Source organism: Micromonospora sp. NPDC005173 (genome assembly GCF_040608515.1).
GTDB lineage: Bacteria > Actinomycetota > Actinomycetes > Mycobacteriales > Micromonosporaceae > Micromonospora.
Genome location: NZ_JBEXIK010000081.1, coordinates 1 through 15993, shown reverse-complemented (window position 1 = coordinate 15993; position 15993 = coordinate 1). Strand labels below are relative to the sequence as shown.

The 15993-nt window shown below is 73.9% G+C and carries 14 protein-coding genes and 1 riboswitch; of the genes, 10 read left to right on the top strand and 4 right to left on the bottom strand.

From position 1 onward, the window contains the following. Nucleotides 1-165: 165 nt before the first annotated feature. Nucleotides 166-411 carry a hypothetical protein gene (locus ABZV00_RS37025; RefSeq protein WP_328424690.1) on the bottom strand — a complete coding sequence of 82 codons (246 nt, stop codon included), beginning with the start codon at nt 409-411 and terminating at the stop codon, nt 166-168. 79 nt (nt 412-490) lie between these two features. Continuing rightward, entirely contained in the window at nt 491-805 is a 315-nt protein-coding gene (locus ABZV00_RS37020; RefSeq protein ID WP_355615077.1) for an SMR family transporter, read from the bottom strand. Nucleotides 806-865: 60 nt separating this feature from the next. Further along, nucleotides 866-938, bottom strand: a riboswitch (guanidine-III (ykkC-III) riboswitch). A 120-nt stretch (nt 939-1058) separates the two neighbouring features. Between ABZV00_RS37020 and ABZV00_RS37015 the strand changes: the two genes are divergently transcribed. The 9 genes from ABZV00_RS37015 (at nt 1059) to ABZV00_RS36975 (ending at nt 10205) form a co-directional block, all read left to right on the top strand. After that, nucleotides 1059-1982 (top strand): ornithine cyclodeaminase family protein, encoded by a 924-nt coding sequence (locus tag ABZV00_RS37015; RefSeq protein ID WP_355615079.1) that lies wholly within the window; start codon nt 1059-1061, stop codon nt 1980-1982. Between the two features lie 151 nt (nt 1983-2133). Further along, nucleotides 2134-2700, top strand: coding sequence for a LemA family protein (locus tag ABZV00_RS37010; protein ID WP_355615074.1), 567 nt, complete (start codon nt 2134-2136; stop codon nt 2698-2700). Nucleotides 2701-2708: 8 nt separating this feature from the next. After that, the gene (locus ABZV00_RS37005) at nt 2709-4586 is read left to right on the top strand and encodes a hypothetical protein (protein ID WP_355615071.1); all 1878 of its coding nucleotides are present in this window, start codon (nt 2709-2711) and stop codon (nt 4584-4586) included. A 100-nt stretch (nt 4587-4686) separates the two neighbouring features. Next, entirely contained in the window at nt 4687-6246 is a 1560-nt protein-coding gene (rimO, locus tag ABZV00_RS37000; RefSeq protein ID WP_355615068.1) for a 30S ribosomal protein S12 methylthiotransferase RimO, read from the top strand. A gap of 77 nt (nt 6247-6323) precedes the next feature. Further along, a complete protein-coding gene (pgsA, locus tag ABZV00_RS36995; RefSeq protein ID WP_355615065.1) occupies nt 6324-6914 on the top strand; it encodes a CDP-diacylglycerol--glycerol-3-phosphate 3-phosphatidyltransferase in 591 nt (196 codons plus the stop codon). A gap of 159 nt (nt 6915-7073) precedes the next feature. Beyond that, nucleotides 7074-7667: a CinA family protein gene (locus ABZV00_RS36990; protein WP_355615062.1), complete on the top strand. Its 594-nt coding sequence runs from the start codon at nt 7074-7076 to the stop codon at nt 7665-7667. A 151-nt stretch (nt 7668-7818) separates the two neighbouring features. Beyond that, on the top strand, nt 7819-8280 hold the full coding sequence (locus ABZV00_RS36985) for a helix-turn-helix domain-containing protein (protein WP_328424702.1): 462 nt from the start codon (nt 7819-7821) through the stop codon (nt 8278-8280). Between the two features lie 198 nt (nt 8281-8478). Next, complete coding sequence (locus ABZV00_RS36980; RefSeq protein ID WP_328424704.1) at nt 8479-9369, top strand: PspA/IM30 family protein; 891 nt, start codon at nt 8479-8481, stop codon at nt 9367-9369. Nucleotides 9370-9392: 23 nt separating this feature from the next. Next, the gene (locus ABZV00_RS36975) at nt 9393-10205 is read left to right on the top strand and encodes a hypothetical protein (RefSeq protein WP_328424706.1); all 813 of its coding nucleotides are present in this window, start codon (nt 9393-9395) and stop codon (nt 10203-10205) included. A 39-nt stretch (nt 10206-10244) separates the two neighbouring features. Here ABZV00_RS36975 and ABZV00_RS36970 read toward each other — a convergent pair whose 3' ends face one another. Together ABZV00_RS36970 and ABZV00_RS36965 are read right to left on the bottom strand one after the other, a co-directional pair. Beyond that, nucleotides 10245-13907 carry a hypothetical protein gene (locus ABZV00_RS36970; RefSeq protein WP_355615058.1) on the bottom strand — a complete coding sequence of 1221 codons (3663 nt, stop codon included), beginning with the start codon at nt 13905-13907 and terminating at the stop codon, nt 10245-10247. A gap of 171 nt (nt 13908-14078) precedes the next feature. Beyond that, on the bottom strand, nt 14079-14960 hold the full coding sequence (locus ABZV00_RS36965) for a DNA-formamidopyrimidine glycosylase family protein (RefSeq protein ID WP_355615055.1): 882 nt from the start codon (nt 14958-14960) through the stop codon (nt 14079-14081). Between the two features lie 109 nt (nt 14961-15069). Between ABZV00_RS36965 and ABZV00_RS36960 the strand changes: the two genes are divergently transcribed. Further along, on the top strand, nt 15070-15879 hold the full coding sequence (locus ABZV00_RS36960; protein ID WP_355615052.1) for a hypothetical protein: 810 nt from the start codon (nt 15070-15072) through the stop codon (nt 15877-15879). The last annotated feature ends 114 nt before the right edge of the window (nt 15880-15993 follow it).

The window sequence follows — 15993 nt, the reverse complement described above, 5'->3', positions numbered from 1 at the left end:
CACCACCCAGTGGGGAGTCGCTCGCCCTCCAAGGCGAGGATCCACAACATCCCACCGAAACACCCGGTGAACGTTAGTGGACACCGCACTAGCTCGACGGCACGACCGGTCTGGGGAAACGCGACGGGCCCGCCGGTGACCGGCGGGCCCGTGACGGAGCAGTGGTCAGTTGTTGATCAGCGCGGAGATGATCACCAGGCTGATCACCGCCGCGACGACGCTGGCGGCGGCGGCGTACCAGCCGAGTGGCTTGTCGCCGAGCACGGCGCCGACGATGCCCGCGATCACGCCGAGCACGCCGAAGATGATCGGGTTGAGTAACAGGGCGAGCACCGCGAAGACGAAGCCCACGATGGTGAGGATCCGGGCGGCGTTGCTGCGCGGGCGGGCGGTGCTGGGCATGTCGGCCATGTCTGCCTCCGGTTGAGAGCCTGTCGTGACGGATCGATCACTACCCACTGTGGGTGCGGGCCACGCGTGCCGCAGCAGGTCAGTGGAAGATCTTCAGTCCGATCACGCCGGCGACCACCAGCAGCAGGCAGAGGATCCGAGGCAGGCTCGCCGACTCGCCGAGCGCCAGCATCCCGACCAGGGTGGTGCCGACCGCGCCGATGCCGACCCAGACCGCGTACCCGGTGCCGACCGGGATGTCGCGCAGCGCGTACGCCAGTCCGCCCATGCTCAGCACCAGGGTCACCACGAACACCAGCGACGGAACCAGTCGGCTGAAGCCGGCACTGCGGTCCAGGGCGATCGCCCAGGCCGTCTCCAGCAGTCCCGAGATCATCAATACCAGCCAGGCCATCATTCACCTCACGGGGAGCGCCCGGGCTGTCGCGCCGGGACGAGTGGAGTCTGCACGTCACGCGGGGCGTCTTGGCCTTACCGGGTACGCCCACCACTCGTCCGGAGTGGCCACGGACGAACCGGGCCACCAGCACCGACGCTAGCACCGGACGCCGCCGGAGGCGATGTGGTTGGCGCGTCTGCCGATGGCTTGGTGACCCCCGCCACCCCACGTTGACCTGTACCTCACTTCAACTTGCAGTATGGCCGTCATGACCCTGCTCTACGCCGACCCCGAGGTCGCCGCCGCACTGGACGCCGCCACCACGGTCGACGCCATGCGTGCTGCCCTGCTGGCCGCGTACGACGGGCGGCTCGTCGCCCCGCCCCGGGCCACCGCCCCGCTGGGTGGTGGCCGGATGGTGCTCACCGCCGGTCACCTGGTCGACGAGTGGTACGGCTTCCGCTCGTACGACACCTTCGGCCACCCGCAGGGCGAGCAGCTGGTGGTGTTGCACGACGCCCGGACCGGGGCGATCCGAGCGGTCGCGGTCGGCGAGGAGCTGGGCTCCCGGCGTACCGGCGGGCTGGGTGGCGTCGCGGTCGACGCGCTGGCCCGGCCGGACGCGGCCACCCTCGGCGTGATCGGCTCCGGCCGCCAGGCGTGGACCCAGGTCTGGGCCGCAGCCGCGGTCCGCCCGCTGCGCGAGGTGGTGGTGCACAGCCGCTCCGCCGCCCGGCGGGACGCCTTCGCCGCCCGGGTCCGCGCCGAGCTGGGCGTCCCGGCTCGTGCGGTGGGCGACCCCGGTGCGGCGGTGACCGGGCGGGACATGGTGGTGCTCGCCACCACCAGCCCGACGCCGGTGCTCTGTGCCGCAGACCTGAGCCCCGGCACGCACGTCAACGCGGTCGGCTTCAAGCAACGCGACCGCAGCGAGTTCGGCACCGACTTGCTGGACGCCGCCGACCTGCTGGTCACCGACTCGCCGGCCCAGGCGGCGGACTACCAACCGCCGATGCTCGCCGCCTCGCCCCCGTACGCTGGGCGGCTGCGCGACCTGGGTGGCATCCTCGCCGGCGCGGTCCCCGGCCGCACCACCGCGGACCAGCTCTCCGTCTTCTGCTCCACCGGCCTGGCCGGCACCGAGGTCTTCCTGCTCGACCGGCTGACCCGGGTGGCCGCCGCGATGCGCTGACCGCTTCAGTTCACGGGCCGCCGCGGTCGGGACTGACCGAACAGTGGACGGTCGCATCGGCGACCGAGCGGAGTTGCCGGCTCCAGGAACCGATCATCATGGGAGCGTCCGTCGCGACGGGGCCGGCGGAGCAACCCGAACGTGAGGTGCCATGAACCTCGGACTGGTGCTGGTAGCTGTCCTGGTGGTGCTCGTCGTCGTGCTGCTGGTCGTCGCGGTCGGCGGCTACAACCGGCTCGTCCGGTTGCGGGCACAGGTCCAGGCGTCCTGGGCGCAGGTGGACGTCCAGCTCAAACGACGGCACTCGCTGATCCCCAACCTGGTGTCGACGGTGCAGGGCTACGCCGGGCACGAGCGGGCGACTCTGGAGGCGGTGACCACCGCCCGGGTCGCGGCCACGACGGTGGCGGGCGGTGGCCAGGCCCGGGTCGACGCCGAGGGCGCGTTGACCGAGGCGCTCGGCCGGCTGTTCGCCGTATCGGAGGCGTACCCGCAACTGCGGGCGAGTGAGAACTTCGCCGAGCTGCAGCGTGAGCTGACCGCCACCGAAGACAAGATCGCCTACGCGCGGCAGTTCTACAACAGCGCCGTCCAGTCGCTCAACACCGCCGTGCAGACCCTGCCCACCAACGTCATCGCCGGTATGGGCGGCTTCCGGACGGAGTCGTACTTCGAGGCCACCGGCCCGGAGCGCACCGACGTCTCCGTCCGGTTCTAGCCGCCGCGATGGAATTCTCCGACCCGATCGTCGAGATCGGCCTGCCGGTCGCGAGTCTCGCCCTCTGGGCACTGGTCTACGGGATCATCCGGCTGGCCAGGCGACCCGCCGCCGTCACCCCGGCGCCCGCCGCCATGGACCTCCCCGGCCAGGAGCCCCCGGCGATCGTCAGCCTGCTGGCAAACCGGTGGCAGATCACCGTGGACGCCGCCGAGTCCACCCTGCTCGACCTCGCCGCGCGCCACTACCTGGAGCTGCGCCAGGCCGGTCCGGATCCCCGTCACACCACCGTGCACGTGACGGGCCGCGCCGCCGACGACCTCAACCGGTACGAGCGGCAGGTCTACGACCGGGTGGCCGCGCGGGCAGTGGACGGGGTGGTGCCGCTGACCGCGCTGAGTTTCTCCGACGGCGGCCAGGCCGCCGCCTGGTCCAAGCGACTGCGCCGGGCGGTCGTGGCCGACGCCAATCGGCTCGGGCTCTCCCGCCCACGGTTCTCCCGTCCCCTGGTCGTCCTGCTGGGCCTGCTCGGCGGGGTGGCCGCCGCCGGCGCCGCGGCCGGCGCCTGGCACTACGTGGCCCGCACCGACGGGGACTCGTTCGGCGCCGTCGCCGTGTTCGTCGTCACCACCGCCGCGCTCGCCAGCCTCGCGGGCCGGGACCTCGGGGAGCGGGACACCCCCGCCGGCCGGGCCGCCGCCGCACACTGGCTCGGGCTGCGCGCCTGGCTGGCCGGGCACGAGAGCTTCGCCGACCTGCCGCCCGCATCCGTCACGGTCTGGGACCGCTACCTGCCCTACGGCGCCGCGCTCGGGGTGACCCGGACGGCCTCGCAGGTGATCGACCTGGGCATGGCCGACCGGAGGCGGCTCTGGTCGTCGTACGGGGGCAGGTGGCGCCGGGTCAGCGTCAGCTATCCCGGCGGGCTGCCCCGGTACGGCCAGGCGCTGGGTTGGGTCGTTTTCCGGGCGCTCATCGCCGGACTGCTGGGCTGGACGTTCGCGCGGGTGGTCGGCGGGGCGTTCCTCGGCTCGACCGGCGGCTCGTCGACCGGCGGGACGCGGCTCACGGACCTCGGCCCGGTGACGCTCGGCATCGTCCTGCTCGGGTTCGCGCTGCTCGGCCTCGCCGGGTACCTCCTCCTTCGGGCGCTCCTGGACCTGGTGGCCCCGGCCACGGTCACCGGCGAGGTGCTCTGGCACCAGGTCTGGCAGCGACAGAGTTCGGACGACGGGCCGGGCCGACCGATCAACCACCATCTCGTCATCGACGACGGTCACGCCGAGCGGCTCCGCGCCTGGATCATTCCGGAGAAGGTGGCGGGGGAGTGCCGGCTCGGCGACGTGGTCACCGCACGGGTCCGGCCGTGGAGCCGCCGGGTGCTCGGGGTGACCGTCCAGCGCGCCGCGCCCGACCCCGATCCGTACGACGACGACGAGCCGCCGTCCGGCAGCGCCCTGCCCGCCACCGCGACCCGCGGCGCCGTCCAGCCGGACCGCCTGCTCAGCGCGGCGGAGGTGGGCGCCGCGACCGGTCGACGGGTGTCGTTGGCGCGGCCGGCCGGGAGCACCGGCCAGGTACGGGGACTGGCCTCGTTCGTCGACGGCAGCGGGGCGACCGTCCTCGCGCTCCAGGTCACCCGGGGGACGATGGCCCGGTTCAATCTGACCGTCGGCCGGAGCACGGGTGTCCCGCTGCCCGGGGTGGGTGACGAGGCGTACGCAGGGCCGGACCGGGTCGTCGGCCGGCGGGGGGATCTCGTGCTGCTGCTGGTCCGCGGGTCGGGCGCTGGCGGGATCGAGGTCGCCCAGCTCGCTGGACTGCTCGCCACCGCCCTGTCCCGGCTGCCGAGCGAGCCCGCACCGCAGCACAGCGGGGCGGGCTGAGCCTCCGTTCAGAAGCGGGCCCCGGGCACGAGTGCGGGCGTGCCGGGGCCGCCAGCCCGCCCGCGTGCGTGGGCTCCCCCGATCGGCCCGGTACCCTCGGATGGTGTCTGCCTCTGCCACCGCCCCTTCCGACAGCTCCAGCTCGGCGTCTCTGACGCCGCGCCGCGACCTGGAGCTGTCGCCCGCCGCCGAGGGCCGTCGCGTGGCCCTGCTCACCCTGGGCTGTGCCCGTAACGAGGTCGACTCGGAGGAGTTGGCCGCCCGGCTGCACGCCGACGGCTGGCAGGTGACCACCGACGGCGAGGGCGCCGACGTGGTGGTCGTGAACACCTGCGGCTTCGTGGAGAAGGCCAAGCAGGACTCCATCCAGACCCTGCTGGCGGCCGCCGAGACCGGCGCCAAGGTGGTGGCCGCCGGCTGTATGGCCGAGCGGTACGGCCGGGAGCTGGCCGACAGCCTGCCCGAGGCGCAGGCGGTGCTGAGCTTCGACGACTACCCGGAGATCGCCGCCCGGCTGAACGCGGTCGTCGCCGGCGAGCAGGTCACCGCGCACACCCCCCGCGACCGCCGGGAGCTGCTGCCGCTCACCCCGGTGAAGCGGCGCGAGGCCGCGGTGTCGCTGCCCGGGCACGGCACCCCGACCCGCTCGGCCGTCGAGACCGACGAGCACACGCCGGCGCACCTGCGTCAGGTGCTGCGCCGCCGGCTGGACACCGGCCCGGTCGCCTCGCTGAAGCTGGCCAGCGGCTGCGACCGCCGCTGCGCGTTCTGCGCCATCCCCGCCTTCCGTGGGGCGTTCGTCTCGCGTACCCCGGACGAGCTGCTCGCCGAGGCGGAGTGGCTGGCCAAGACCGGCGTACGGGAGTTGGTGCTGGTCAGCGAGAATTCCACCTCGTACGGCAAGGATCTGGGTGACCCCCGCGCGCTGGAGAAGCTGCTGCCGCAGCTTGCCGCGGTGACCGGCATCGTCCGGGTCCGGGTGAGCTACCTCCAGCCGGCCGAGACCCGGCCCGGGCTGGTCGAGGCGATCGCCGGCACGCCCGGGGTGGCCCCGTACTTCGACCTGTCGTTCCAGCACTCCAGCGAGCCTGTGCTGCGCCGGATGCGGCGTTTCGGCTCCACTGACCGGTTCCTGGAGCTGCTGGCAAGTGCCCGCGCGCTGGCCCCGGACGCGGGCGCGCGGAGCAACTTCATCGTCGGCTTCCCCGGCGAGACCCGCGCCGACGTCGACGAGCTGGTCCGGTTCCTGACCGACGCCCGGCTCGACGCGATCGGCATGTTCGACTACAGCGACGAGGACGGCACCGAGGCCGCGGGGCTGCCCGGCAAGGTCTCGGCCGCGACCATCAAGCGTCGTTACGACCGGCTCAGCGCGCTCGCCGACGAGCTCTGTTCGCAGCGGGCCGAGGACCGGCTCGGTTCGACCGTCGAGGTGCTGGTCGACTCGGTCGCCGACGGTGTGGTGGAGGGCCGGGCGGCGCACCAGGCGCCGGAGGTGGACGGCTCCACCACCCTGGTCGCCCCTGCCGAGGGTGGGGTCGACCTGGCCGCGCTGCGCCCGGGTGACCTGGTGCGCGCCACGGTGACCGGCACCGAAGGGGTGGACCTGCTCGCTGTGCCGGATGAGATGATCTCGGCGGCGCCCGGCGCAACACGGTGACGCCAGGCCCGAGCGGAGCGGGGGAGCCAGGTGGTGCGGTACCCGGAACGCCACGGCGGCCGGAGCGGGGCGAGGCGGTGACGGGGGCGACGGAGTCGACGCCCGCCCGGGTGGTGCCCGGGGTGCCCGTGCTCAACGCGGCCAACGCGCTGACCGCTCTACGGCTGGTGCTGGTGCCGGTCTTCGGTGCCTCGGTGATCATGTCCGAGATGAGCCACGCCGGCTGGCGGATGGCGGCCTGCCTGATCTTCGCGGTGGCCTCCGCGACCGACCTGGTCGACGGCTGGATCGCCCGCCGGTTCGGGCTGGTCACCTCGGTCGGCAAGGTGGCCGACCCGATCGCCGACAAGGCGCTCACCGGAGCGGCCCTGGTGCTGCTCTCCTGGTACGACCGGCTGCCCTGGTGGGTGACCGCGTTGATCCTCGTCCGCGAGCTGGGCATCACCGGGTTGCGGTTCTGGGTGATCCGGCACGGGGTGATCGCCGCCAGCCGGGGCGGCAAGATCAAGACTGCCCTCCAGATCCTGGCCATCGCCTGGTACCTCTGGCCGATGCCGGCCGCCCTCGCCGCCGTCGGCCCCTGGATCATGGGCGCCGCCGTCCTGGTGACGGTCGCCACCGGCTTCGACTACATATCCCAGGCACTCCGCCTCCGCCGCACCCGCTAACCCCCACCGACCCACCCACCCACCCCGGGTCCAACCCACCCGCCACCCCGTCGATCATGAAGTTATTGCCGTCCGGCGCGGCGTGTCGGGGCAATGACTTCATGGTCAACGTGGAATGTCGCGAAGGTTAGGTGGGGGTGGGTGGGGAAGGACCTTTTTATGGAGCGGGATGCGGATGTTGAGCGGCCGGTTGGCAGCCCGGCGGCTGGTGTGGTGCACAGGCTGGCGCAGCGGCACGAGACCCTGGCCACGGTCGAGTCGCTGACCGGGGGGTTGCTCGCCACATCGATCGTCGAGATCGCCGGGGTCAGCAAGATCTACCGGGGTGGGCTGGTGGTCTACGCCACCGACCTCAAGGCCGCGCTGGCCGGCGTACCGGCTGACCTGCTCGCCGAGCGAGGGCCGGTGGACCCGGACGTCGCGGCGGCGCTCGCCGAGGGCGGCCGGCAGCGCTGCGGCGCGGACTGGGGGCTGGCCACCACCGGGGTCGCCGGTCCCGAGCCACAGGACGGCAAGCCGGTCGGCCTGGTCTACGTCGCGGTCGCCGGGCCGAACGGTGGTGAGGTCCGCGAGCTCGACCTGAATGGTGGGCGGGAGCACATCCGCTCGGCCGCGGTGATCGAGGCGCTGCGGCTGCTCGCCGAGCGGATCCACGCCGCCGACGCTGACACCGACGACCGGGCCGCCGCCGCGGCCGACGACGCCGGGGCCGCCTGGGACGGGGCGGGGACGGCCGGGGCCGGTCGGCGGTGAGCCGATCCGGCGAACCGACGGGCGGGGCGGGATGTCGCTCGGGCCCGCACCGGGTACGGTTGCGGGAAGACTTCGGCGCTCGGGGCTGGCGCGGTTCGCCGCGACTGGTTGTCCGGCACCGGGTGAGAGGTATCCCTCAGGGGGAGGTGCGATGGTCCTGCTACGCCGGGTGATCGGTGACGCACTGCGGGCGCGCCGGCAGGGGCAGCAGCGCACGCTGCGCGAGGTGTCCACCGCCGCCAACGTCAGCCTCGGCTACCTCTCCGAGATCGAGCGGGGGCACAAGGAGCCGTCCAGCGAGCTGCTCGCCGCGATCTGCGACGCGCTCGGGGCCCGTCTGTCTGAGCTGCTGCGCGAGGTGAGCGACACCGTGGCGCTGGCCGAGCAGATGCCCGGGGTGCTGGTTCCCATGCCGGACGAGCAGACCGAGGCCGCTCCCGTCGGTGCCGCGTCCGCCGTGCGCAGGAACACCCCCAACCGGGGCGTACGTCAGGTCACCTCCGACGGCAAGGTCGCCGTCTCGGTCCGTCAGGACTCGCCGCTCAAGGCCACGCTGCGCAGCACCCGGGTCCGCCCCACCGAGCGCGACCGGGACGTGGTCTGCGCCGCCTGAGGTCCTTCGTGTGGACCATGGGCGAGGTGGCACCAGCCGCGTAGGGTTGCCCTCAGGAGCTGGCGGTGCTCTCGACCGTCCGGTACGGATGCCTTGTTGGCGTCCGGCTGGGACGATGGAGATCGGCCGGGTCACGTTCGGGTCGGTCCATCCGGCCCGAGCGCGACGGAGCGACGCTACTGAGGGGATACCGCGGAGATGGCGAACCCGTTCGTCAAGGGCTGGAACTACCTGATGGCGCTCTTCGGTGCCAAGATCGACGAGCACGCCGACCCCAAGGTGCAGATCCAGCAGGCCATCGAGGATGCCCAGCGCCAGCACCAGGCGCTGGTCCAGCAGGCTGCCGCGGTGATCGGCAACCAGCGTCAGCTGGAGATGAAGCTGTCCCGGCAGATGACCGAGGTCGAGCGGTTGCAGGGCAACGCCCGGCAGGCCCTGGTGCTGGCGGACCAGGCCCGGGCCAAGGGTGACGAGGCCGAGGCCGGGCGATTCGAGCAGTCGGCGCAGACCCTGGCCACCCAGCTGGTCTCCGCCGAGCAGGCCACCGAGGACCTGAAGACCCTGCACGACCAGGCGCTGGGCGCCGCCGCGCAGGCCCGCCGTGCCGTGGAGAACAACTCGATGATCCTCCAGCAGAAGCTGGCCGAGCGCACCAAGCTGCTCAGCCAGCTGGAGCAGGCCAAGATGCAGGAGACGGTGGCCCGCTCGCTGGAGTCGATGTCGTCGCTGACCGCGCCGGGCACCACCCCGTCCCTGGACGAGGTCCGCGACCGCATCGAGCGGCGGTACGCCAACGCGATGGGCCGCGCGGAACTGGCCGGCAACTCGGTCGAGGGCCGGATGCTGGAGATCCAGAAGGCGACCATCGACTCGGCAGGCTCGGCCCGGCTGGAGCAGATCCGGTCGAGCATGGCCGGAGAGCAGCTCGGCGGTGCGGCGCAGCGACCGGCCGTGCCGCAGGCCGGGACGCCCAGCCCGGCCAGTTCGGCCAGCCCGGCCAGTGACCCGGCTGCCGCTGCACGGCTGGACGAGCTCCGGGCCAGCATGGCCCGCGAACGGGGCACCGGCGACCCGACCGCCGCCGGCTGAACGACCGGTCCGAGGAGGTCAGGGTGGCAGACGAGCGGACGCGGTACTTCCGCCGGCTGGATCGGCTGCGCCGGTCCGCCCGGCGGTGGAGTGTGCTGGCCGGTGGACTCGGCGGCGCGGCGGCGGTCCTGACTCCGTACGCCGGCCTCGGTCTGCCCGACGCGGCCTGGGCCGGCGCCGCCGGCAGTGCGGTGGCGCTGGCCGCCTGGCGCTGGGTCGACCTGCGCGCACTGGCCGCCCGCCCCGCGCCCCCGGCGCTGGACCCGGCCGAGGCCGCAGCACGGTCGCGGGCCCGTCTGGTCGCCGCCGTCGAGCGGCTGCCGATCGGTCCGGGCGTGCTGGCCGAGGTACGTCGGGTCCGCACCCGGGTCGCACTGCGCGGCACCAGCGCCGGGCAGCAGTGGGCCCGACTGGACCGGGCCGCGCTCACCCTGGCCGGAATGGCCCCCCGCCTCACCGGGCTGGCCGAACCCGCGGTTCTGGAGGCCACCGCCGCCGACCGGTCGCTACGCGACCTGGTCGGCCGGGTGGCCAGCGTCGAACGGGCGCTGCGGCTGGCCCCGACCGACGCCCGGCCGCCGCTGGCCGAGGCGCACGGCGCGCTGACCGCCCAACTGGAGAGCGGGGTCGCGGCCTACGAACGGCTGGTGGTCGCCGCCGCCGGCTACCTGGCCGAGGACGCCCGCCCGGAGACCGCCGACCCGGCCGCCGCCCGACTCACCGAGGCGACCGACCTGCTGCACGGGGTGGCCTCGGCACTGGCCGAGCTGCGCGCCGTCGGCACGCCGCTGCGCGCCTCCGCCGAGCACAACCCGCCGCTGCGCGCGCCCCGCTGAGCACAACCCACCGCTGACCGCGCCGCGCACTCCGGCCGGTCACAGCGGGGTGGTGACCGGGATGGGGCCGGTGTACGCCGAGCTGCCCACGACGTTGAACGACCGGATCCGGTAGTGGTAGGTCACGCCCCGCGCCAGCCCGGTGTTGGTGAATCCGCGACCGGTCACCGTGAAGGTGGCCACCTCCCGGCCGAACGCCGGGTCCAGCGCCCGTTGAACGATGAATCCGGACCCCGGGCCGGCGGGTGTGGTCACCGCCCAGCCCAGGATCACCGTCGCGGTGTCCGGTGCCGGAGCGCTGGCGGTGGCGCTCACCCCGCTCGGGGCGCCCGGCGCGGGTGGGGTGCTCACCGCGGCAACCGTCGACCAGGCCGAGGCGGCGCCCAGGTACGTGGTCCGCACCCGGTAGTAGTACGTCGTGTCCGGGGCGACCGTGACGTCCAGGTGGTTGTCGCCGACCCCGATCGCGGTGGTGCCCGGGCCGCTGGTGAAGGTCGGGTTGGTGGCCCGCTGCACGTCGATGCCGGTGGCGAAGGAACGGTTCGTCCAGCGCAGCGCCACCCGTAGCGGCGCGGCCGGCGGGATCGCCCCGATCAGCCCACCCGGAGCGGCCAGGTATACGGAGGCGGGCACGCTGTTCGACCAGGACGAGTAGCTGACCGCGTTCTCTGCCCGGATCCGGTAGTGGTAGGTGACTCCGGGGGTGACCGTCGCGTCGGTGTACCGGGTGGCGGCGGCCGCGACGGTGATCGTGGTGACCTCGCCGCCGAAGGTCGCGTCGGTGGCCCGCTGCAGCAGGTGACTGGTGGCCGGCGGGCGGCCGCCGTTGCCGGTCCAGGCCAGCGCGATCGCGGGCAGGGCGGTGGCCGAGCCGGGCGCCGGCGTGGCGGTCAGCCCGGTCGGTGCCTTCGGTGCCACCCGCAGCACCAACGGCCGATTCATCCCCAGGTCGCGGTGGCCGGCGAGCTGGCTGTGCAAGCGGTACTCCCAGCCCAGGTTGACCAGCTGGTTCACCACCACCGCGGGTCGCCCGTCGGCCGGGCTGACCGGGGTCGACCCGGTCCGTGCCCCGGCCGGGCGACCCGGGTCGAGCAGCCGGACACTGTCGCCCAGCTTGAACGGCAGCGTCGGGGCGACCGGGCGCAGCGCCACCACCACGTCCTCCCGGGGGTTGACCCGGACGATCTCCTTCCAGCCCAGCTCCGCACCGTGCGGGGGTCGCAGCGTGCCGTCCCAACCGACCCGGTTGACCAGCTGCACGTCGCAGCCTCCGAAGCGCAGCGGCTCGGTCTGCCGGACGTTGCCGCTGATCCGCCAGAGCTGGGTCCCGTCCGTGGGCGCGCCGACCGGCACGGCCGGGTCGGCGGCGAAGAGCACCTCGGTGACCGGGTCGGTCGGACCGAGAGGCAGGGTCGCCGCGGTGAGCGGCCCGGCGTGCGGGTGCCCGACGCCGAGCCGGCCGGCCAGCCGGCCGTGGTCGGGCTCGAAGACCTGTTGCGCGGCCTTGACCGCGACCGGCAGGGTGACCGCGCCGGAGCTGCCCGCCGGAGTGAAGGTCACCGTGCTGGCATGCACCGGCACGGTCGTCTCCCGCGCGGTCCGGGTGCCGAACGCCGGGTCGTACGCCGGCTGCGGCACGATCGGCGGGCGCTGGCTGGCCACGTACGCCAGGGGCAGCCGGTCGCGCAGCCGGGCCAGGTTGTACGGCGGCGCCGGCGCCCCGGTCACCCGGAACTGGAGCAGGGTGCGGGTGTTCGGGCCGTACCCCGGCTCGGTGGCGGGCGGGCCGCCCTCGGCGGTCCGGTCCGGCGCGTCGGTGTGCTGGTCGTAGCGCGGGTCGAAGCCGGGCAGCGGGGCCGGGGCGTCGTTGTACAGGATCAGCGTGCTGCCCGGTGGCACGGCGGAGAAGTCGACCAGCACGTCGGCCCGCTCGCCTGGGGCGAGCAGCAGCGCGTGCCCGTCGACGTTCAGCACGGTCGGGTCGAGGCGGTCGTAGCGGTAGCCGATCGGCTGGTTCGGCAGCACCACCGGGGCGGGCAGCAGCCCGGCCTCGTTGCCGATCTGGATGAACTCCGGTCCGGCGGCGCGCGGGTCCGGCACCCCGCCGTCCCGCCCGTCGGTCGGCCAGCTCGTCGGCCGGTCCGCCGCCCGGACGGCGGGCACCATCGGCACCTCGCCGGCGTCGGCGTCGACCAGGTCGCCGTCGTCGGTCCACATGGGGCTGTCCGAGCAGGCACGGTAGAGCTGGAGGTTGAGGCTGCGGTCCAGGCAGGCGTTGAGGATCCGGAACCGGTACGCGCGCGGCCGCACCTCCAGGTACGGGTAGGCGGCGCCGTTGACCAGCGGGGTGTCGCCGTACGCCTCGGGCACCGCGGACGGGTGCGGCACCCCGGGGCTGAGCGGCGGCTCGTCGGGTGCGCCGACCGGGTCGTGGTGCGGGTTCGGGACCGGGCCGGGCCCGGTCAGCGGCGGTCCAGCACCGTCCGCCGTCGGCCAGCCGTCGGTACGGGTGCTGTCCGGGGCCGGGTTGCGGGACCAGGGGCCGTAGTCCCACCGGCCGGTGGGGTTGCGCCCGCCGGACCGGTACGGGTTCTGCCGGGGTTGGTAGACGTGCGGATGCCAGAGGCTGCCCCGGGCGCCCCAGCGTTCCCGGTCCCAGGTCGGGTCCTCGGCGGCCAGTTGGGTGTCGTCCGGCACGAACGTCTTGTCCTCGATCACCAGCGGCAGTTGGTCGGGCGGCAGCACCCCGTCCGCGACGAGTTTGTCCTCGGCTGGGTCGGTCAGCAGGTAGAGCGCGAGCTGCCCGCCGTAGACCGTGAGGCGGGCCAGGCCGAGGGTGTTGTCGTGGAACCACAGCAGCCGGCCGCTCTGCTCGTTCGGGTAGTAGAGCGTGGTGGCGCCGGTCCCGGGCGGCGGCATGTCCGGCACGTGGGTCAGGCCCGGCCCGGTCGGGTACGGGGTGATCTCCCCGGCCGGGGTGATCCACTGCCCCGGGTTGCCGGCGCTGGTCCAGCCGGTCCGCGCCCCGGCCAGGTGCAGCACCGCCCGGTTCTGCGGGTACGGCGCCGGGCCATCCAGCGGGCCAATGCCGGCCCCCGGGACCGTGTCGTCAACCGGCAGGAACAACTCGCCGGCCCGACCGGTGGGGAGCTGGTTGATGAACTTCACCCGGACCGGTCGGCCCCGCCGGGCGAGGATCATCGGACCGAGGTGCCAGGGCCGCTCCGGCGGCGCCACGGTGTTGTGGCCCGACGCGTCGGTGCCCAGGTTGAGCTGCCGGTAGCCGCGCAGCCGGGTGGCCGGCAGGTCCCGGTGCAGCCGCTGGGCGTACTCCTGCAGACCGATCTCGTAGTAGTCGCAGCCCGGGTAGCTGATCGTGTCCGGTACCGCCACCGGCAGGTACCCGCCGAGCTCGGTGCGGCCCTGCTGGCCCGGGATCGGCAGCGCGTCGACGAACTTCCGCAGCCCGGTGCCTCGCACCACGCGCCCGTCGGGGTCACGCGCCGGGCGAGGGCTGTGCGCGAAGTTCGGCACCGGGCCGAAGCAGCGGGGCAGGACGGCCGGGTCCAGGCTGGCCGTCGGGGCGGCCTCCTCGGCGGTCCGGGCGGCCGGCACGGACGCGGTCCAGCCGTTGGCGCGGCTGTTGTTGTCGCGGGCTGTCCGCTCGAAGAAGGTGGAGCGGAGTCTGCGGAACATCGCCATGACTCTCCCGGGGTCGGGGCACGAGGGCCGCCACCCCGGCGTGGCGACCTGGTCGAGCCCGGCACTCTGCTGACGGTCGGTGAGCACCCAACCGCAGCATGAGACTCGGACGGCCCGTTAGGAATTACCCAATCGTCCGTATCTGGGATGACCTCGGTTCACGAGGGATGGTCAGCCGGGCGACGGGGCGACCGGGTGCTCCGGCTGGCAGACCGGGCACCAGTAGGTGACCCGTTCGCCCAGCTCCCGCTTGTGGATCGCGGTGCCGCAGCGGCGGCAGGGCTGGGCGCGGCGGCCGTACACATAGCTGGTCTGGCCGCGGTGCAGCGACCCAGTGGTGCTCTGCGTCCAGCGGCCCCGGTTGGCGGCCAGCAGTCGCTGCGCGAGGGCCACCATCCCGTCCAGGTCGGGCACCGCGCCCACCGGCGCCCACGGTGACACGCCGCGCAGGAAGAGCAGCTCGGACTTGTAGAGGTTGCCCACCCCGGCCAGGTTGCGCTGGTCGAGCAGCGCTTCGCCGATCGTCTGCTCCGGGTTGGCGGCGAGCCGGCGCACCGCCTCGGCCGGATCCCAGTCCGGGCCGAGCAGGTCGGGGCCGAGGTGGCCGACCAGGCGGCGGTCCTCCTCGACGGTCGGCACCAGGGCCAGCTCGTGCAGGTGGTAGCCCACGGCGACCGCGCCGGGGCTGCGCAGCACCACCCGGATCAGGTGCGCCGGTCGACCACTCCAGCGTTCCCCCGGCGCGTACGCCCGCCAGGCGCCGTCCATCCGCAGGTGCGAGTGCAACGTCCAGTGCGGCTCATCGGCCCCGGCGCTCGCGCTGGCGGCGGCTCCGCGCGGCCCGTCGGCGGGGGCGGCTCCGCGCGGCCGGGCGGGGGCGGTGAGGCGGAGCAGCAGGTGCTTGCCCCGGCTGGCGGACTCGCGCACGGTCCATCCGGTGAGATCGGTGGTGGCCAACTGCGGCACCCGGAAGTCACTGGAGGTGAGCCGCGTGCCAGCCAGCGCACGGTGCAGCACGCGCGCGGTGTTCCAGACAGTGTCGCCTTCGGGCACCCCGCCATTCTCCCTCTTTAAAGCGGCATTCGCATGTGTCGCTATTTGTACTCTGGTTCCTCATGATCTCCCGACATGCGAGGGTCAGGAGGTTCTGAGGAGAATGCCCATGATGGGACCGCGTTGTCGTATCCGATCCGTCGCCCTCGTCGCCACCCTCACCCTCGGGCTCACCGTCGCGCTCATACCCGCCATCACCGCAGTCCCGGCCACCCCCGCCGCCGGCCACTCGCTCACCCTCGTCGCCGCCCCGGCCGGCGAACGCTGGAACGCTGACCTGTCGGTCGTCGACCGCGACGACGTCAACGTCCGGCGTACCGCCGCCGGGTTGCGGCTGCGCGAGGCCCGGTCCGCCGGGCGCAGCCCTCGCAGCGCGGTCGCCGAAGGGATGCTGCTGACCGCCCCGCGCACCCTCAGCCGGCCGGCAACCCGGGTTCGCGCCGAGATCACCGCCCAGGTCCCCGCCGGTGCCACCGTAGAGGCGCAGGTCCGGGGCTGGCGGGTCAACGGCTGGACCGAGTGGCGGGCCGCCACCGCCGGCGCGGTCTTCGACCGGCCGGTCAGCCGGGTGCAGACCCGGGTGGTGCTCACCGCGCCGGCCGGCGGGGCCACCGCGACGGTACGCGGTGTCCAGCTCACCGCCGACGCGGCCGCCGCCGTCTCCGCCGCCACGCCCGGCCTCACCTACCGGGTGTACGCCACCCGGATCGGCCTGGTCGGCGAGCAGACCGCCAACGGTCGCACCGTGCAGCCGCGGGACCACTTCGTGGCGCTACCGTCGCGGCGTGGCCTGTCGCCGCTCAACAGCGGCGACTACACGGTGCGGATCTGCACCACCACCGGCTCCCGCTGCGAGTACGCCCCGGTCTGGGACGTCGGGCCGTGGAACACCCGCGACGACTACTGGAACCGTTCCTGAACAGTGGTCAGAAGTGACCATGAAGATCAAACTGACACTGCGTCCATCCCGAACGGTCTTGGATGGGCTGGTCCCCCGCGTTCGCTCCCGCGGTCGGCGGCACGGATCGTGTCC

Excerpts from the sequence above, each read along its gene's own strand:
- ABZV00_RS36980 (WP_328424704.1), top strand. The coding sequence starts at position 8,479 with ATGGCGAACCCGTTCGTCAAGGGCTGGAACTACCTGATGGCGCTCTTC.
- ABZV00_RS37005 (WP_355615071.1), top strand. The coding sequence starts at position 2,709 with ATGGAATTCTCCGACCCGATCGTCGAGATCGGCCTGCCGGTCGCGAGT.
- ABZV00_RS37020 (WP_355615077.1), bottom strand. The coding sequence starts at position 805 with ATGGCCTGGCTGGTATTGATGATCTCGGGACTGCTGGAGACGGCCTGG.
- ABZV00_RS36985 (WP_328424702.1), top strand. The coding sequence starts at position 7,819 with ATGGTCCTGCTACGCCGGGTGATCGGTGACGCACTGCGGGCGCGCCGG.
- ABZV00_RS36960 (WP_355615052.1), top strand. The coding sequence starts at position 15,070 with ATGATGGGACCGCGTTGTCGTATCCGATCCGTCGCCCTCGTCGCCACC.
- ABZV00_RS37015 (WP_355615079.1), top strand. The coding sequence starts at position 1,059 with ATGACCCTGCTCTACGCCGACCCCGAGGTCGCCGCCGCACTGGACGCC.
- ABZV00_RS37010 (WP_355615074.1), top strand. The coding sequence starts at position 2,134 with ATGAACCTCGGACTGGTGCTGGTAGCTGTCCTGGTGGTGCTCGTCGTC.
- ABZV00_RS37025 (WP_328424690.1), bottom strand. The coding sequence starts at position 411 with ATGGCCGACATGCCCAGCACCGCCCGCCCGCGCAGCAACGCCGCCCGG.
- ABZV00_RS36970 (WP_355615058.1), bottom strand. The coding sequence starts at position 13,907 with ATGGCGATGTTCCGCAGACTCCGCTCCACCTTCTTCGAGCGGACAGCC.
- ABZV00_RS36990 (WP_355615062.1), top strand. The coding sequence starts at position 7,074 with ATGGAGCGGGATGCGGATGTTGAGCGGCCGGTTGGCAGCCCGGCGGCT.
- rimO (WP_355615068.1), top strand. The coding sequence starts at position 4,687 with ATGGTGTCTGCCTCTGCCACCGCCCCTTCCGACAGCTCCAGCTCGGCG.